The following is a 16,591-nucleotide window of genomic DNA, read 5'->3' as shown; positions in this document are numbered from 1 at the left end:
CAGGCTCGGTGGCCTGCCGCACGGCATGGTCGAATCGTGACCATTCTGGCGAGTACGACCCTACGGCGATCATTAGTCCGCATGTCGGGGTCCGGTCTCCCAAAATAGCTGGAGACAAAACGGTTCAGCGACCGGTATTGCCGTAAGGTCGCAACCAGTCCGGACAACGATTCTCGCCGATTGCATCCTTCGAAAGTCAACTGCGACCGCGCGCCGGGTGACGTCCATAAGCATTCTACGGTTTGACAGGAACCCGCCGGCGATGCTGCTGCAGGCCGTCGAAATTCCGATTTGCCATCGAGACTGGGTCGTCGCGGCCGATCTGATGATCGCGAGGACTTCCACACGGGAAAGACCCGTTGTGATGCGTGACCGACATCCGGTCATCCATCAGGTCCGGTGCCACGGATTCCGTGTGGGTCGTCGACGATCCGATTGAATCGCATTTCAACGACAGCTGACACCCACTACCGTGCGGAGCCACTCATGGGCGTTACCCCAGCGCTGGTCAATGACCTCACCACCCTTGGTGATGCCCTTGATGATCCGGGCACCAACCTCGGAGCGGTCTGCGGCGTGCTGAACGAAGGTTTCGCCGCAGCGATGCCTTACTACCTCGGCATGACTGTCATGGTCCACCTTGATGACAACCCCCTCGTGATCAACAGCGTCGACCCGCGCTGTCGGGAAGCGATCCGCGCATCGCTGCGCTTGTCGCTACTGCCACTGGGTACGGCCACCACGACCGGCAGTGTCTCGTTCTACAGCGGCGCACCCGGGGAATTCGTCGATCTCGCAGACGACGTCCGGTGGATCTTCAATCTGGACGGACGCCCCGTTCTGGACGGGTAGCTGTCGAAGAACCCCGACCCGACCACTGTTCGCAGAGGCTGTGGCCCACCATCTGCGAGGCCGCGGCGACACGACCATTCGCGGACAGCGGGTAAACGGCGCCGATTGACCTGACGGTATACCGGTCATTTCCGCTCCGGACCTGCCCGCCAGGCCGGGGCAAGGCCGCACGGATCCCGTTGACCGTCTGTCCCAGCCAACGCGGAGGGCGTGTGATCGCCCAGCAGTTCGACGGTGGGTCAGGCGTCTCCGTCGTCTTCCGTCAGGGCGACCCTGTCGTCGTGAGAGGCCGAGCGATCTTCCTTCGCGTGCCAACGGTCAAGGTTGGCATTTCGCCGCTCCGGCCAATGGGTGCCGTACCTCCCGGACTGTTCCAGCATGTCGGCGCGGTCGAGGTCGTTCTCGCGCCGGTCGGCGGCCACGTCGCGCGCATTGGAGACCGCGTCCCGCCCATCAGCGGCCTCCCGTATTGCATGAGCGGCATCCATCGACTCGCCGTGCGTCGCCTCCCGCGCCTCGACAGCCGCCTCGCGGGCCTCGACAGCAGACTCACGGAGTTCGACAGCGGACTCACGGAGTTCGAGGTCAGCTGGAGGCGCGGAAGGGGTCTCCAGAGGTTCGGCTGATTAATCGCGTTCGTCGAACCCAGCTGCCATGAAGGGAGTCAACCACTCACTGAAGCCGTTGAACAGCAATAGCCGTTGAACAGCAATAGCCGTTGAACAGCAATAGCCGTTGAACAGCAATCTGATCGGTCGGCGCAGGCCATCCATTGCCTCTGCTATCCGGCCAGCTGGCCGCGGTAGTACTCCACCATGGCCGGGTAGTAGTCCCGGTCGAAGTCGATGCCGGCGACGTCGCCACCGGTCTCGGCCGCGACGAGCCGGTCGAGGTAGTACTCCCAGCCCGGGCCGAGCTCTCCGCCTCGACCGGGTCGAAACCGGGCTGGGTGAAGGTAAGCCGTGTTCCTCCGTCGATGTGCGGAGCCCCCGCCCGCCTGGCCGCCACGCAAAGAAACACGATGCCTGACCCGGCCCACCGGCTCCTCGAGTCCGCCACCCGACAGGCTTGAGTAGTAGCGGTTGCTTGAGTGGGTTGCTTCCTGGCTTCCGGGGTGTGTCCGCGTTGCTGTTTCTGATGCAGGCCCTGTCGGGCTGGTCGGGGTGGTTGTCGGATATTTGGTGGCGGATCCGTAGCGGCGGTGAGCAGCCGCTGCCAGGCGGTGAGCCAGATGGGCAGCCCCCACGGCGGAATCGAACCAGGTCACTGCACCAGGGTCGTGACGACCACGAATGTCGTCCAGCCGTGACGGGCTGCCGCTCAGCAACATGCGAACCGCACGCACCCAGCGAGGAGGGATCGCCATTGGCGGATTGGAGTCATCGTGGTGTCAGCGTGCTACGCGGCGTTGCCCACGGCAATACAGCTCCCCGACCGACTCTAACTATAGGGCCCACCAGGACAGACTGAAAGCAACCTGCTGCCGCCCCGCATGATGTCCATGGCCATTGACACCAGTACCAGCACTTGACCCCGCGTCAGGCGGGGGTGCTACATGCGGTGGCAGAGGATCGGGTCCAGCGGGGATCGTTCTCAGCACGTTGGAACCACACTTGCTCAACGATCAGGACGTCATCTGGACGTTGCGTGCACTTGTGATGAAGAGGCTGGTTCAACTTCAACCCATCCGTCACCCACACTTGACCGACCGTGGTCATTTGTATCTGCGCACCGCGGCCTGACCACGGCCATGACGTCGGGACGGTGATCGCACTGAGGAGCCCGACCCGTTCGTGGTTCATTGCCGATTCGGCAGCGCGTTCACGGAGTCCTTGGGCTCCTAGAGCCGCGACCCTCCGCGTATCGAGCAGGCTTCGAGGTGTCCTCTGAGCCGGTCCCGCGAGGTTTCCTCGACCAGCACGGGCACAAAATTCGGATTGGGATGATCCACGTACTGCCGGTAGCTATCAGAAACCACCCCGGTCACGACGAGAGGATCGACCGACGGGAACAGTGCCGATAACCGTTGCACCACACGATGTGTCGCCGCATTGCTGGTTCCCGGGTCCATCAGATGAGGGTATCGGTCGCGGCTGATGCACTGTCAATGACGCGAACGGGTCCGAACTGCGCCGTGCCCACGGACGAAGCGACAGCACCAACAATAATCACCGGCATCGCGTAGTAGCAGCAGCGTGCCGCGGGTGGACGGACCGTCGTCGCCGCGGCGACGGCCAGCCCGGGGCAGCCCGAATGGTTGTGCACAATAGGTGGATAACCGGTGGACAGATTCACCGAACGCTCCCGAAGTGGAGGGTTCCGGTTAAGGACGGCGGCCGATCGGGCATTGCTGGCTTCCCCCAATGGCTCATCGCCTGTTTCGCCGCGATGATCGCTCCGCGACGGAGAACCGACCGCGACAATGCGCGCTCGCTCACCTTGTGACCTCATCCGGACAGCGGCGGTCGCCACGGTGTTTCTTCGCAAGAGCGGTTCATTAATGGGTCCGCATCAATGAACGGCGGGGGGAACGCGCCGCGACTCTCGGCAGCACCGTGGGTGAGGAATCGACATGCCTCCAGGCGCTTCCGTTCCGCGAGCGGTCCCGGCCGGGCACCGCTCCCGGCATCTCACCGACCGTCACCGACACCCGCCCGCCGGAGGTTATTCACGTGCGCCTGTCCGGTCCATCTTCCAGGGAGAGAACCGCTTTGCTGGCCGCGTACAGGTCGGCGAAGCCGGGCGTCACACCCGAGTCCAGCGAATTCAACCCGTCATCGCTGCCACTCCGCCTGGTGGCGGCTTCGGTCGCCGCCTGTAGATATTCGCGGGTCGCCCGGACATGCCATTCACGGACCGACTCGTTGCCGTCACGGGGCATGACTTTTCTTCCCGGGCCGAGCGTGCGGCCCAACGTCTTGATCCGAGAGCACATCAGCCCGAGCGCGCAACGCTCAGCGAGCGACAACATGCTCTACGCGGACACGTCCGCACCGACCGCACTGAACGGGCAGTACCCGGTCTGGGCGCCCTCACACGGGTAGGCGGCGTCGTCCCGGCGACTCCAACGGTTGAAAGGACGCTCGACGCGCCGGCGGGCACCGCGGTGGCCAGGGTCGTCGCCCGCGCGTGGCAATGGTCAGTTCGGGACGTCGACGAGTTCACTGCCTTTCCAGGATGCTCACTCACGTCGAATGACCGGAATCCTTAGCCGGGCGATAGATTGAACCGGTGGCTGAGGGGTGGGATGTGGTGCGCGACGGGCTCACCGCGGCGGTCGGCGGGTCGGGCACGGCCCGCGCCGTGGCGAAACAACTGTGCTTGGCCTGCGTTGATCTACTCGGCATGCAGGGCGCCGGACTGTGGTTGGTGACCGGTGATTCAACAGGTCATTCACTGAGCCGGTGCGGTGTGGTGACCGCGTCGTTGGAGTGGTCGCAATTTTCCGCCGGCAAGGGTCCTTGTTGGGAGGCGGTCGAGACAGCAAGTTTCGTCACGGCCCCGGACCTCACGGGTGCTGACTCGGCGCGGTGGCCCGCTTTCACCGCCGCGGCCGCGGCTGGGGGCGTCCGGGCGGTCTTCGCGATGCCGGTCACCGTCGCGGGCGTCCCGATGGGGGCGTTGTACCTGTGTCGATCCCGGCCCGGCCGGCTGACCGGGCCCGCGCAGAGTGGCGCTTTTCTTGCCGGGGAGCTGGCCGCCTTGCCGCTGCTCGACCTGATCGCCGAGACCCGTTCCGTGGCAGTCGGATCACCCCCTTCGACCCGATCCGATATCGGGTGGCTGACCCGGTCGGAGGTGTATCAGGCGGTGGGGATGATCACCGCCCAGTTGGGCGTCCATCCGGCCGAGGCGATGTTGCGGTTGCGCGGGCACGCCTTCGCCCACGACCTGACCGTCAGCCAGGTCGCGTTCCAGATCATCGAGCGGCAGCTTCAGTTGGACGACGACGGCACCGGAACCGACGGCTGGCACGACTTGGACGGCTGGCCAGAATCAGGGGGTGGGCTTTGATGATCAAGAGCCGCGAACAGGACATCATCGACTCGTTCAGCAGCCTGACCGATCGGGTGGTCGGGAACATGGACGTGCTGGAGCTGACCGCTGAACTCGCTCAGGACTGCGCCCGGTTGCTCGACGTTGCCGCGGCCGGGCTACTGCTGGCCGACGCCGGCGGGGTGCTGCACCTGCTCGCCGCGACCTCCGAAGAGGCCCGCAATCTCGAGCTGTTCATGCTCCAACGCGACGAAGGACCCTGCCTTGACTGTTACCACACCGGTGAAGCGGTCAACGTCGCCGACCTGAGCACCCAGACAGCGCGGTGGCCCCGGTTCACGGCGGCCGCGGCCGACCAGGGCTTCGCTTCGGTACACGCCATCCCCATGCTGCTTCGCGGCGATACCCTAGGCGCTCTCGGTCTTTTCGGCACGACACCCGGCGCTCTCGGCGAAACCGATCTCGCATTGGCGCAGGGCCTTGCCCATGTTGCATCCATCGCGATCGTCCAATCCACCACACGCGCCGACCGGGACGAAGTACTTCCCGCCCTGCAGGCAGCGATCACCAGTCGCGCCGTCGTCGAAACAGCCAAGGGCGTCCTCGCCCATATCCACGGCATCACCATGCAAGAGGCGTTCACCGCGCTCCGTGACACCGCCCGGAAGTACAACCGGCAGCTCGCCGACATCGCCCGCGAGGTCATCGCGAACGCTCCGCCAACCTCTCGTCAATTGGGCAAGTCCAGCCCGGCATCGCCGGGACCGAAAAACGTGCCTTGAACACCCATCGTCAGGGGCGTGAACAACGTGGCGCTCGTCGATTGCAGTCGCCACGCGGTGTTCCGCCGTCGAGTAACCCGAACCGCCGCGATGCGGTGCTCGTCGAGGCGATCCGCCGTGGCCAGGGCGGGTGGAGCTGGGCGTTGAGTTGCCCGAGGGTGGGGGGCCGTGGGCGAGGACGCCGACCCGGACCTGTTCGCGGCGTTCCGCGCATGCCACGGCGGTCCCGCTCGGAATCAGATAGAGCACTCGACACTGTCACCCCAAAGCAAAGGCACTGCCCTCGCCGAAATGTGGTGGGCAACCTTCGAGGCGAGCCAGCGCTCCCCCGGCACCCTGCGTCTCTACCGCGACTGCTTGGACCGCCAGATCATCCCCTTGGTCGGCAGCCTGCGGCTTCGGGAGCTCACCGTCGGCGTGGTGGATCGCCACTTGAAGGCCGTGACGGCCACCAACGGCGCAGCAGTGGCGAAGGCCGTCCGATCGGTCCTCAGCGGCATGTGCACCCTCGCCTGCACCTACGACGCCCTCGAGCGCAACCCCGTCAGAGATGCAAGCCCGGTCTCCACCAAACCCAAGAAAAAGCCACGATCGCTCACCACGATGGCCGGGTGCGTCAGCTCCGTGCGACGGTGACCTACGACAACAAGGCCATAGCCCGGGACCTTCCCGACTTCATCGACATGATGCTGGCAACCGGTCTCCGGGTTGGCGAGGCGGCGGCAATCCGATGGTCCTCCATCGATCTCCACGCGGGCACTATCCAGGTCGGCGACGGCATCGTGGTTCGAGCCAGGGGCGAGGGTCTGATCATCCGCTCCTCCGAATCGAGCAAGCTGACTCCTCGGACGCTGCTCTTGCCAACGTGGTGCGTGGAGATGCTTGAACGACGCTGGGAAAGCCGGTCGGACAGCGACATCGTTTTCCCGGCTCCGAAGGGTGGATTACGTGATCCGTCGAATACGTCCGCCGACCTGAAGGACGCATTGACGGCCGCTGGCTACGATTGGATGACCAGCCATTCACTACGCCGAACGGTGGCCACACTGATGTCGAAGGCTGGTCTGATGGCATTAGAAGCGTCTGACCAGCTCGGTCACCGGCGTCCATCGATGACGAGCGATCGGTATTTCGATCGGTCCTCCTACATCACATCTGGGGCCCGGGTTCTCGAGACGATGATCGAAAGTTGAATTAGCAATGAAAGTAGCTTCCGAGCTCCAGGCACGCCACCCTGAAGCAGCTGACTCGTATTCAGCGGGATCGCGTTTCGAGTCCCTGATGGCGCACTGCTTCCCACTTCACAGGCCATGTGACCGTGGTCCCAATGATGAACAGCCCCCCTTTTGAAGCAGCAGTGGCCCGCTGATCAACGGTTGGACGCCGCCCCCAATCCACATGGTGAAAGTCGGCCGGTCGCCCTGTAGGCCCGGGGCCCGGCGTCGACGTCACCCCTGCCGTGGACCATCAGGACACGCACGTCCAGTCCGGTGGTGGCTTGGGAGTCTGCGCCTGTTCCACCTTGCCGTAAACCGCGCGGCCTCGGTCACTTGACACGGCGGGCCGCGTTGTTCACGCGCCGATCCCAGGACCCGTTGCGGACGTTACTCATCGCCCTGGCCCCGCCGACTCGTCGACGTCATGTGCGCGCTGATCAGGGGACTGCCGAAGTTGCCCGCCGGACCACGTGGGTGCCCGTTGGTGCAAGAAAACGTTGATGCATTCGGTGGCGTCGTCGGACGGCAGCTCTCCAGCTGCGACGCGACGCAACCCAGCGACGCGGAGCGCGGGACGCGGGGATCCGTGTCCCAAATCAACAAGTGCCTCGATCGCGAAGACGAGGCAACGAGCCCGAAGGCGAAGTCGAAGTCAGGAGAGCACCAGATTGGCGCCTTACGTGGCCGGTACGCCGACTCAGCGAGGCGAGAACAGTGGAGCATGCGCAGCTCCCGACCGCGCTCAAGGTTAGAGCGTCACGATAACCTGCCGCGGGTCGCGGGCACCGGTGTGTCATCGGGGGCGGTCAGAAAGTGGAATGTCACCTGGGCGCAGGTGTGGTCTGCGTCGGTGCAGTCCGATACTGGTGAGGTGGCGAATTCTGCTGCTGGAGGCGGTCTCTCATCGGGGCCCCACTACCGCTTGGCCGCGGCGGTGTTGCCGAGTTTTTCGTCGAGGGCTTCGATAGCGGCGACGGTTAGGCTGAGCCGGATGTGTTGGCGCATCAGCTCTGCGACGCCGGGGGCGTCGCCGTCGATGATCATTTCCATCATCTTGCGGTGCTCGACGAAGTCGCGTTCCCGGTTCTCGGCGCCGGAGGGCAGCATGAGCCCGAGCCGGCGGTAGCGGTCGGACTTGTCCCACAGCCCGTCGAGCATAATGATCATGTTGTTGTTGTGGGATGCGACGTAAATGGCGCGGTGGAACGCGGAGTGGGCCAGCAACCCTTTCTCCCCCCAGGTACGGGTCACCGGCACGAGGTGTTTGGCGGCGATCTGCAGGGTCTTGATGTCGGCGTCGGTCCGGCGCTGAGCGGCCAGTTCAGCGGCCGCCGGGTCCAGGGCCAACCGGATCTCGAACAGCTCGCGGGCCTCGGTGGCGTTCAGCGGGGTCACCCGGGTGTTCTTGTGCACGTCGATGTCGATCAGCCCTTCCCCACGGAGGCGGCGCAGTGCTTCCCGCAGCGGGGTAATGCTCATGCCCATCGAGTCCGACAGTAAGTACTGGTCCAGGACCGACCCGGGGGCGAGTTCGCCGGCCAGGATGCGCCGGCGCACCTCGGCGTAGGCGGCGTCGCTCTTGGTGGAAAAAACGTTCGGCGACGTCATCGCTGCCCCTTGCGCTCGGAGACTTCTTATAATACCGTCCTACACATCTTATAAGTTACAAGCCAGGAGGTCAGACAGTGAAGATCGTGTCGGTGCATGAGGGCATCGTCCCCATCAGCTCGTCGATCCGGAACGCGTGGATCGATTTCAGCTCGATGGACTGCTCGATTGTCGCGGTGGTCAGCGATGTCATCGTGGACGGCAAACCCCTTGTCGGCTACGGGTTCAACTCCAACGGCCGGTACTCCGCGGGGGACATCCTGCGGCGCCGGATCATCCCCCGCCTGCTGGCCGCGCCGGCCGACGAGATCCTGAACGAGGACGGGACCAACTTCGATCCCACCAAGGCGTGGGACTTCCTGATGCGCAACGAGAAGCCCGGCGGTCACGGGGAACGCTCGGTCGCGGTCGGCGTGATCGACATGGCCTTGTTCGACCTGGCGGCGAAGGTCGCCGGCCAGCCGCTGTACCGGTTCCTGTCCGACAGGTACGGCGACGGGCAGCCCGACGACTCGGTGTTCGTCTACGCCGCCGGCGGCTACTACGCCCCGGACAAGGGCCTGCCCGAGCTGCAGGACGAGATGCGCAAGTTCCTGGACCTGGGCTACCGGGTCGTGAAGATGAAGATCGGGGGCGCACCGCTGGGGGAGGACCTCAAGCGCATCGAGTCCGTGCTCGACGTCGTCGGTGGCGACGGGCAGCGCCTCGCGGTCGACGTCAACGGCCGGTTCGACCTGTCCGAGGCGCTCGAGTACGCCAAGGCGATCGAGCCCTACAACCTGTTCTGGTACGAGGAAATCGGCGACCCGCTGGACTACGCCCTCAACGCGACGGTGTCCGAGCACTACAAGGGCCGCATCGCGACCGGGGAGAACCTGTTCTCCCTGCAGGACGCCCGGAACCTGATCCGGTACGGCGGGATGCGCCCCGACCGGGACATCATCCAGGTCGACCCCGCGCTGAGCTACGGGCTCACCGAGTACCTGCGGATCCAGGACATGCTCCGCCAGCACGGCTGGTCCTCCCGCCGCTGCATCCCGCACGGCGGGCACCAGTTCTCCCTTCACATCGCGGCCGCGCTCAAGCTCGGCGGCAACGAGTCCTACCCAGGTGAGTTCCAGCCCACCGGCGGTTTCGCCGACAACGCGGTCGTGCTGGACAGCCAGGTCGGGCTCACCGATATCCCCGGCATCGGCTTCGAAGGCAAGGCCGCCTTCTACAAGGTCCTCAAGGCCCTGCACGACTGATCAACCCGGACCACCAGCACTCCACAACGGAACTTGTCCGGCAAGGATTCTCCCGCCCGTTCCAGCGAGCACCGGCCCGGCCCGTGCCCGCTGGAACGGCGCGCCACGCTGCGCCCGCACAAGCGGTCACCCACGCGATCCGAGCCCCGCGCACCACCGTCAACGTTCACCACAAAGATGTGTAAGGAGTGGGGCCACATGTCCCAAGAAATCGCAGCGAAAAAGGCAAGTCGCTCACCTTTCCGGCATTTGAAGGAACTCTGGGTGCAGGTCGTCATCGGCGCCGTGCTCGGCATCGCGATCGGCCTGCTGTTTCCCCCGGTCGGAATCGCACTCAAACCGCTCAACGACTGGTTCATCGCACTGGTGAAGATGATCGTCGCACCGGTCATCTTCGTGGTGGTCGTCCACGCGGTCGCCACCATGGACAACGTCCGCCGGGTCGGGAAGATCGGCATCAAGGCGCTGGTCTACTTCATCGGACTGTCGCTGTTGTCGATGCTCATCGGGCTGCTGGTCGGCAACATCTTCAAGCCCGGCGCGGGCATGAACATCGACGCCAGCACCCTTGACCCGTCGAAGATCCCCGGCCAGGGCCAGGAGACCGGGTTCGTCCACTTCGTCACCGAACTCATCCCCGAGACCCTGCTGTCCGCGTTCACCGACGGCGCGATCCTGCCGGCCCTGCTGGTCTCGATCGTCTTCGGCTTCGCGCTGAACATGGCCGGTCCCAAGGGGAAACCGGTCACGGATTTCATCACCGCCCTGCAGGGGATCATCTTCCGCATCGTCGGTTGGATCATGAAGCTCGCCCCCTACGGCACACTCGGGGCGCTCGCCGCCGTCACCGCCACCTACGGCGCGTCCAGCCTGGCCAACCTGGGCATGCTGGTCCTGGTCTTCACCGGCACCTGCGTGGCCTACGTCTTCATCGTGCTCTGGCCGGTCATGCGGGCCTGCAACCTCAGCCTGTTCGGACTCATCCGATACCTCAAAACCGAACTCATCATCGTGCTCGCCACCGTGTCCAGCGAGACCGTGCTCCCGCAACTGATGCGGAAACTGGAAAACCTTGGCGCCAGCAAACCCGTCGTCGGCATCACCATCCCCGCCGGCTTCTCCTTCAACCTCGACGGCTCCGCGATCTACCTGACCATGGCCACCCTCTTCCTCGCCCAAGCAACCGGGATCGACCTGTCCTGGCAGGAGCAGCTGTTGTTGGTCGGCATCATGATGCTCACCAGCAAAGGCACCGCAGGAATCGCCGGCGGCGCGTTCGTCGTCCTGGCCAGCAGCCTGGCCGCGATCGGCACCGTCCCGGTCGCCGCGCTCGCCCTGATCGTCGGAGTCGACCGCATCCTCAACGAGGGCCGGGTGTTCATTAACGTGCTCGGCAACGCCATCGCCACCATCGTCGTCGCCAAATGGGAAGGCGACTTCGACCACGACCGCGCCAAGCAGGTGCTCTACGACGCCAAGCACAACCCGCACCTGCTCACCTCGGAAGCAGAACTGGAAATCGAGGACATCGACGTGCACCACCACACCGTCGACGCCGACACCCACACCAACAGCCACACCAACAGCAACGCGACATCACCCGCGCAGTAACCCCTTTCCGGCCCGGACGCCCCGGCCCCGGAACACCGCCCCCCGCACCCGGACGCCCCGACGTGCGAAACGGAGCACCGGCGACCGCCCCGGCACCGCACTCCGGTGCTGGGGCGGTCCCCTTTCACAACCACTCAGACAAGGAACCGTGATGACGCAAGCACCGTACGAACTGCGCAGCAGCCCGCAGGGGGTGGTCGCCACCATCCACGCCCGCGGCAGCGCCGTGCTGGCGTCGCCCACGATCAACCGGGGCACCGCGTTCACCCTCGAGCAGCGGGAAGCACTGGGGCTGACTGGCCTGCTGCCGACCGGGGTGACCACCCTGGAGGGACAACTCCGCCGGGTGTACGCGCAGTACCGCGAGCAGTCCGGCGATCTGCGGAAGTGGGTGTACCTGGCCAATCTGCGGGACCGCAACGAAGTGTTGTTCTACCGACTGCTGACCGAGCACATCTCCGAGATGATGCCCGTCGTCTACACCCCGACCGTGGGGCAGGCCATCGAACGGTTCAGCCACGAATACCGCCGCCCCCGCGGGGTCTATCTGTCGGTGGATTACCCGGAGGCCGTCGAAACAGCATTGCGGAACACCGGTCTCGGCCCGGACGACCTTGACCTGCTGGTCGCCACCGACTCCGAGGGTGTGCTGGGTATCGGGGATCAGGGTGTCGGCGGGATCGAGATATCCATCGGCAAACTGTCGCTGTACACCGCGGCCGCCGGGATTCACCCCCGCCGGGTACTCCCGGTGGTGCTGGACATGGGCACCGACAACCTCACCCTGCTCAACGACGATCTGTACCTCGGTGCCCGGCACGCGCGGGTCCGGGACCAGCGGTACGACGACCTGATCGATGCGTTCGTCACGGCCGTCCAGAAGCTGTTCCCCAGTGCCCTGCTGCACTGGGAGGACTTCGGCGCCACCAACGCCCGCCGCATCTTGAACAAGTACGCCGACCAGGTCTGCACGTTCAACGACGATATGCAGGGCACCGCAGCGGTTGTCCTCGCTGCCGTGTTCTCCGCGGTCCGCGCCGCCGGCACCCGACTGCGGGATCAGCGGATCGTGATCCACGGCGCCGGCACCGCAGGCCTGGGCATCGCGGACATGCTGCGCGATCAGATGATCCGGGAAGGACTCACCCCACAGGAAGCGACCCGCCGGTTCTGCCCGCTGAACAAGGAAGGCCTGCTGCTCGCGGAGTCCGGCTCCCTGCTGGACTTCCAGCAGCCGTACGCCCGGACCAGGGAGGAGATCAGTAGCTGGGCGCCCGCCGGGACACCCGGGCTCGCGCAGGTTGTCGCGCACGTGCACCCGACGATCCTGATCGGCACCTCCACGCAGACCGGCGCGTTCACCGAGGCCATCGTCAAGGACATGGCCGCGCACACCGACCGGCCGATCATCATGCCCCTGTCGAACCCCACCTCGAGGGCCGAAGCGGTACCGGCCGACCTGATCACCTGGACCGACGGGAAGGTCCTCACCGCCACCGGCAGCCCCTTCGCGCCGGTCACCCACAACGGCAGAAGATTCCAGATCGCCCAATCCAACAACGCTCTCGTCTTCCCCGGCCTCGGCCTCGGAGTCGCCGTGGCCAAGGCAGCCCGGATCAGCGACCGGATGATCGCCGCCGCCGCGCAGGCGGTGGCCGACCTTTCCGACGCCGGCACCCCCGGCGATCCACTGCTCCCACCCATGACCGACCTGCGGGCGGTGTCCGCCGCAGTCGCCGCCAAAGTCGCCGCCACCGCCGCCGATGAAGGCCTCGCCCGGGTGGAACTCACCGACCTGGTTCAACAGGTACACGGCGCGATGTGGCGACCGGAATACCCGCTGATCGCCGCCGACCAGAACTGATCCGAACCCACTGACACGCAACACATCCCAACGAGGAGAACGTGATGAGCAAGCCACCGGTGACGGTGACCGTGACAGGTGCCGCCGGGCAGATCGGCTACGCCCTGCTGTTCCGCATCGCCGCCGGCGCCCTGCTCGGACCGGACACCCCGGTCCGGCTTCGGCTGCTGGAGGTCCCCCCGGCGCTCAGGGCCGCCGAGGGTACCGCGATGGAACTGGACGACTGCGCGTTCCCGCTGCTCGCCGGAGTCGACATCACCGACGACCCGAAGCAGGCCTTCGACGGCACCTCCGTCGGGTTGCTCGTCGGCGCCCGACCCAGAGGCCCGGGAATGGAGCGGGCCGACCTGCTCCAGGCCAACGGCGGGATCTTCGGCCCGCAGGGCGCCGCCATCAACGCCGTCGCCGCCGACGATGTCCGGGTCCTGGTGCTGGGCAACCCCGCGAACACCAACGCACTGATCGCCCGGGCCCACGCACCCGACGTCCCCGCCGACCGGTTCACCGCGATGCTGCGGCTGGACCACAACCGGGCCCTCACCCAGGTCGCCAAGAAGCTGGACGTGCCGGTCACCGACGTCCACCGCATGACGATCTGGGGCAACCACTCCGCCACCCAGTACCCGGACCTGTTCAACGCGCAGGTCGGCGGCCGGCCGGTCGCCGATCAGGTCGGTCCCGGATGGCTGTGGGACACCTTCATTCCCACCGTCGCCCAGCGCGGCGCGGCGATCATCGACGCCCGTGGCCTGTCCTCCGCCGCGTCCGCGGCGAACGCCGCGATCGACCACCTGCGGTCCTGGGTGTTCGGGACCCCGAACGGTGACTGGGTCAGCGCGGCCGTGGTGTCCGACGGCTCCTACGGGGTACCCGAAGGACTGCTCTGCGGCTTCCCGGTGACCGCAACCGACGGCACCTTCCGGATCGTCCAGGAACTCCCCATCGACGACTTCTCCCGGGGCCGGATCGACGCCTCCGTCGCCGAACTCATCGACGAGCGGGACACCGTCAGCCACCTCGGCCTCATCTGACGGCCCGAGCCCACCGAAGTCGACAACAAAGAGGGTGCACGGTGCGTATCGGCAACCTGTTCGGGCGGTTGACCATGTTCACCGACGCGGGCGCGGTGGATGTCGAGAAGGCCTCCGGCGGGCGCTTCGGCGCAGATCCGCAGCAGATCTACCCGGTCTGGGATCGGTTCCTCGATTGGGCGGCCGGCGTCGACAGGGCCGCCTTCCGTGACAACACCGTCGACTACGACGTGGCCGATCTCGGACCGCCCACCCCCAGACCCGCCCAGGTGTTCGCGGTCGCCGCCAACTACCACCCCGACGCCGCGGATCCGGCATTCCCAGTGCCGCAGACGTTCCCGCCGACGTTCACCAAATACCGGACGGCGTTGTCCGGGCCGGTGACCACGGTGGTGATACCCGCAGGCGGGAAGGTCGACTGGGAGGTCGAACTGGTCGCGGTGATCGGACGACGGGCCGACAACGTAGCCGCCACCGATGCCTGGTCCCATGTCGCGGGACTTACCGCCGGGCAGGACCTTTCGGAACGCATCACCCAACTCGCCGGGCCTTCACCGCAATTCAGCCTCGGCAAGTCCTACCCCGGGTTCGCCCCGCTCGGCCCATGGCTGGTCACCCTCGACGAGTTCACCGACCCCGACGACATCGAACTGCACTGCGCGATCGACGGGGAAACCGTGCAACACGGCACCACCAGGAACTACCTGTTCAGCGTCCCTGCGTTGATCGCCGGCCTGTCCAGGGTGACTCCCCTGCTGCCCGGCGACATCATCTTCTGCGGGACCCCAACCGGGGTGGGGCAAACCCGCAACCCGCCGCGGTTCCTTCAAGCCGGGGAGGAACTCGTCAGTCACATCGCAGGAATCGGGGAACTGCGGCAAACCTTCATCGACGCCCCCGCAACCGGCTGACCTACGGCCCGACGCCCCGCTCCACCGACCGACGACACTCGTGACCGACCCATACCGCTGCTCTGCCAAAGGACCTCACCATGACCCGCACCTACCGCATCGCCGCAATTCCCGGCGACGGCATCGGCAAGGAGGTGGTCCCGGAGGGCGTCACAGCGCTCCGCGCCGCCGCCAACACCTTCGGTTTCCACCTAGACATCGTCGACTTCGACTTCGCCAGCGCCGACTACTACCTCGAGCACGGGACGATGCTGCCGGCGGACTGGTTCGACACGCTGCGCTCGTTCGACGCGATCTTCTTCGGCGCCGTCGGCTGGCCCGAGGTCGTCCCCGACCACGTGTCGCTGTGGGGCAGCCTGCTGCAGTTCCGCCGCGGCTTCGACCAGTACGTCTCCCTGCGTCCGGCGAAACTCCTGCCAGGGGTGACCAGCCCGCTCGCCGGCCGGGTCCCCGGTGACGTCGACTTCTATGTCGTCCGGGAAAACACCGAAGGCGAATACTCCAGCATCGGCGGCAAGATCTTCGAAGGCACCGACCGGGAAACCGTCATGCAGGAAACGGTGATGACCCGCACCGGTGTCGACCGCATCCTCACATACGCCTTCGAACTCGCCCGGTCGCGTCCGAAGAAGCACCTCACCTCGGCGACCAAGAGCAACGGGATCTCCATCACCATGCCCTACTGGGACGAACGGGTGCAGGCCATGGCCGCCGGCTATCCGGACGTCAGCGTGGACAAGTACCACATCGACATCCTCACGGCGAACTTCGTGCTGCACCCCGATTGGTTCGACGTCGTCGTCGCCAGCAACCTGTTCGGCGACATCCTGTCCGACCTCGGACCCGCATGCACCGGCACCATCGGCATCGCCCCGAGCGCGAACATCAACCCCGAACGGGCCTTCCCAAGCTTGTTCGAACCCGTCCACGGATCCGCACCCGACATCGCCGGCGAAGGCATCGCCAATCCGATTGGCCAGATCTGGTGCGCCTCAATGATGCTCGAACACCTCGGCGAACACGAAGCCGGTGCTGCCGTCCTCCGCTCGATCGAAACCATCCTCGCCCGCGGCCGCAGCATGCTGACCCTGGACATGGGAGGCACCGCAACCACCGCACAACTCGGAACCGCCATCAGCGACGAAATCCGCCGTCGCTAGATCCGCCGATCTCCGGGCGTCATCCGCTTTCAGTCAGCTACGAGCGGGGCCATGTGGACATGTCCCTGACGGCGCGTCGCAATCCGTTCACGGCTGATGCGCGGGTTGCTGAACGCTCGCCGTGCGTGCCGACGAAGTGGCGTTCCAGTCTCGGCCGGCCCGCCGGCCCAGTTCGTCGCGGTGGAGATGCTGATGTCGAAAAGCCCGCTCACCAGTGTGGTGGGCAGTTCTCAGGTGTCATGGGTCGAAACAACCGGCCGCTGATCGGCGGCCAGGCCCAAGATGCCGCCTATCCGCCCTTCTGAGCGTGTT

The 16,591-nt window shown here is 65.8% G+C and carries 17 protein-coding genes; 12 read left to right on the top strand and 5 right to left on the bottom strand.

What is annotated here, in order from left to right; translation table 11 throughout:
* The first annotated feature begins 486 nt into the window (after window positions 1-486).
* Both ACVBEQ_RS17380 and ACVBEQ_RS17375 read left to right on the top strand, forming a co-directional pair.
* Window positions 487-852, top strand: coding sequence for a hypothetical protein (locus ACVBEQ_RS17380; protein ID WP_447154562.1), 366 nt, complete (start codon window positions 487-489; stop codon window positions 850-852).
* 212 nt (window positions 853-1,064) lie between these two features.
* Window positions 1,065-1,478, top strand: coding sequence for a hypothetical protein (locus tag ACVBEQ_RS17375; protein WP_447154561.1), 414 nt, complete (start codon window positions 1,065-1,067; stop codon window positions 1,476-1,478).
* Between the two features lie 155 nt (window positions 1,479-1,633).
* Here ACVBEQ_RS17375 and ACVBEQ_RS17370 read toward each other — a convergent pair whose 3' ends face one another.
* From ACVBEQ_RS17370 to ACVBEQ_RS17355, 4 genes are all read right to left on the bottom strand, one after another.
* The gene (locus ACVBEQ_RS17370; protein ID WP_447154560.1) at window positions 1,634-1,864 is read right to left on the bottom strand and encodes an SRPBCC family protein; all 231 of its coding nucleotides are present in this window, start codon (window positions 1,862-1,864) and stop codon (window positions 1,634-1,636) included.
* Window positions 1,865-2,692: 828 nt separating this feature from the next.
* Window positions 2,693-2,923 (bottom strand): three-helix bundle dimerization domain-containing protein, encoded by a 231-nt coding sequence (locus ACVBEQ_RS17365; protein ID WP_447151831.1) that lies wholly within the window; start codon window positions 2,921-2,923, stop codon window positions 2,693-2,695.
* On the bottom strand, window positions 2,923-3,147 hold the full coding sequence (locus ACVBEQ_RS17360) for a hypothetical protein (protein ID WP_447154559.1): 225 nt from the start codon (window positions 3,145-3,147) through the stop codon (window positions 2,923-2,925). The genes ACVBEQ_RS17365 and ACVBEQ_RS17360 overlap by 1 nt, the downstream gene beginning before the upstream one ends.
* A gap of 373 nt (window positions 3,148-3,520) precedes the next feature.
* A complete protein-coding gene (locus ACVBEQ_RS17355) occupies window positions 3,521-3,733 on the bottom strand; it encodes a hypothetical protein (protein ID WP_447154558.1) in 213 nt (70 codons plus the stop codon).
* A gap of 350 nt (window positions 3,734-4,083) precedes the next feature.
* Between ACVBEQ_RS17355 and ACVBEQ_RS17350 the strand changes: the two genes are divergently transcribed.
* From ACVBEQ_RS17350 to ACVBEQ_RS17335, 4 genes are all read left to right on the top strand, one after another.
* Entirely contained in the window at window positions 4,084-4,866 is a 783-nt protein-coding gene (locus ACVBEQ_RS17350; RefSeq protein WP_447151832.1) for an ANTAR domain-containing protein, read from the top strand.
* Window positions 4,866-5,630 (top strand): GAF and ANTAR domain-containing protein, encoded by a 765-nt coding sequence (locus ACVBEQ_RS17345; RefSeq protein ID WP_447151833.1) that lies wholly within the window; start codon window positions 4,866-4,868, stop codon window positions 5,628-5,630. Before ACVBEQ_RS17350 ends, ACVBEQ_RS17345 begins: the two co-directional genes overlap by 1 nt.
* 168 nt (window positions 5,631-5,798) lie before the next feature.
* A complete protein-coding gene (locus tag ACVBEQ_RS17340; RefSeq protein ID WP_447154557.1) occupies window positions 5,799-6,266 on the top strand; it encodes a phage integrase central domain-containing protein in 468 nt (155 codons plus the stop codon).
* Complete coding sequence (locus tag ACVBEQ_RS17335) at window positions 6,263-6,823, top strand: tyrosine-type recombinase/integrase (protein ID WP_447154556.1); 561 nt, start codon at window positions 6,263-6,265, stop codon at window positions 6,821-6,823. Before ACVBEQ_RS17340 ends, ACVBEQ_RS17335 begins: the two co-directional genes overlap by 4 nt.
* A gap of 939 nt (window positions 6,824-7,762) precedes the next feature.
* Here ACVBEQ_RS17335 and ACVBEQ_RS17330 read toward each other — a convergent pair.
* Entirely contained in the window at window positions 7,763-8,455 is a 693-nt protein-coding gene (locus ACVBEQ_RS17330; RefSeq protein WP_447154555.1) for a GntR family transcriptional regulator, read from the bottom strand.
* Between the two features lie 77 nt (window positions 8,456-8,532).
* Here ACVBEQ_RS17330 and ACVBEQ_RS17325 point away from each other — a divergent pair, with 77 nt between their 5' ends.
* The 6 genes from ACVBEQ_RS17325 to ACVBEQ_RS17300 all read left to right on the top strand — a co-directional run bounded on the left by ACVBEQ_RS17325 (window position 8,533) and on the right by ACVBEQ_RS17300 (window position 16,279).
* Entirely contained in the window at window positions 8,533-9,702 is a 1,170-nt protein-coding gene (locus tag ACVBEQ_RS17325) for a mandelate racemase/muconate lactonizing enzyme family protein (protein ID WP_447154554.1), read from the top strand.
* 264 nt (window positions 9,703-9,966) lie between these two features.
* A complete protein-coding gene (locus ACVBEQ_RS17320; protein ID WP_447154553.1) occupies window positions 9,967-11,313 on the top strand; it encodes a cation:dicarboxylate symporter family transporter in 1,347 nt (448 codons plus the stop codon).
* Between the two features lie 151 nt (window positions 11,314-11,464).
* The gene (locus ACVBEQ_RS17315) at window positions 11,465-13,177 is read left to right on the top strand and encodes an NAD-dependent malic enzyme (RefSeq protein WP_447154552.1); all 1,713 of its coding nucleotides are present in this window, start codon (window positions 11,465-11,467) and stop codon (window positions 13,175-13,177) included.
* A gap of 44 nt (window positions 13,178-13,221) precedes the next feature.
* Complete coding sequence (locus ACVBEQ_RS17310; protein ID WP_447154551.1) at window positions 13,222-14,208, top strand: malate dehydrogenase; 987 nt, start codon at window positions 13,222-13,224, stop codon at window positions 14,206-14,208.
* Between the two features lie 41 nt (window positions 14,209-14,249).
* Window positions 14,250-15,119 carry a fumarylacetoacetate hydrolase family protein gene (locus ACVBEQ_RS17305; protein ID WP_447154550.1) on the top strand — a complete coding sequence of 290 codons (870 nt, stop codon included), beginning with the start codon at window positions 14,250-14,252 and terminating at the stop codon, window positions 15,117-15,119.
* Between the two features lie 80 nt (window positions 15,120-15,199).
* Window positions 15,200-16,279 carry a tartrate dehydrogenase gene (locus ACVBEQ_RS17300; RefSeq protein ID WP_447154549.1) on the top strand — a complete coding sequence of 360 codons (1,080 nt, stop codon included), beginning with the start codon at window positions 15,200-15,202 and terminating at the stop codon, window positions 16,277-16,279.
* Window positions 16,280-16,591 lie beyond the last annotated feature (312 nt).

This window comes from Nakamurella sp. GG22 (assembly GCF_052976845.2).
Note: the sequence above shows the minus strand (reverse complement) of the source record. Positions and strands in the feature narration are given on the sequence as shown.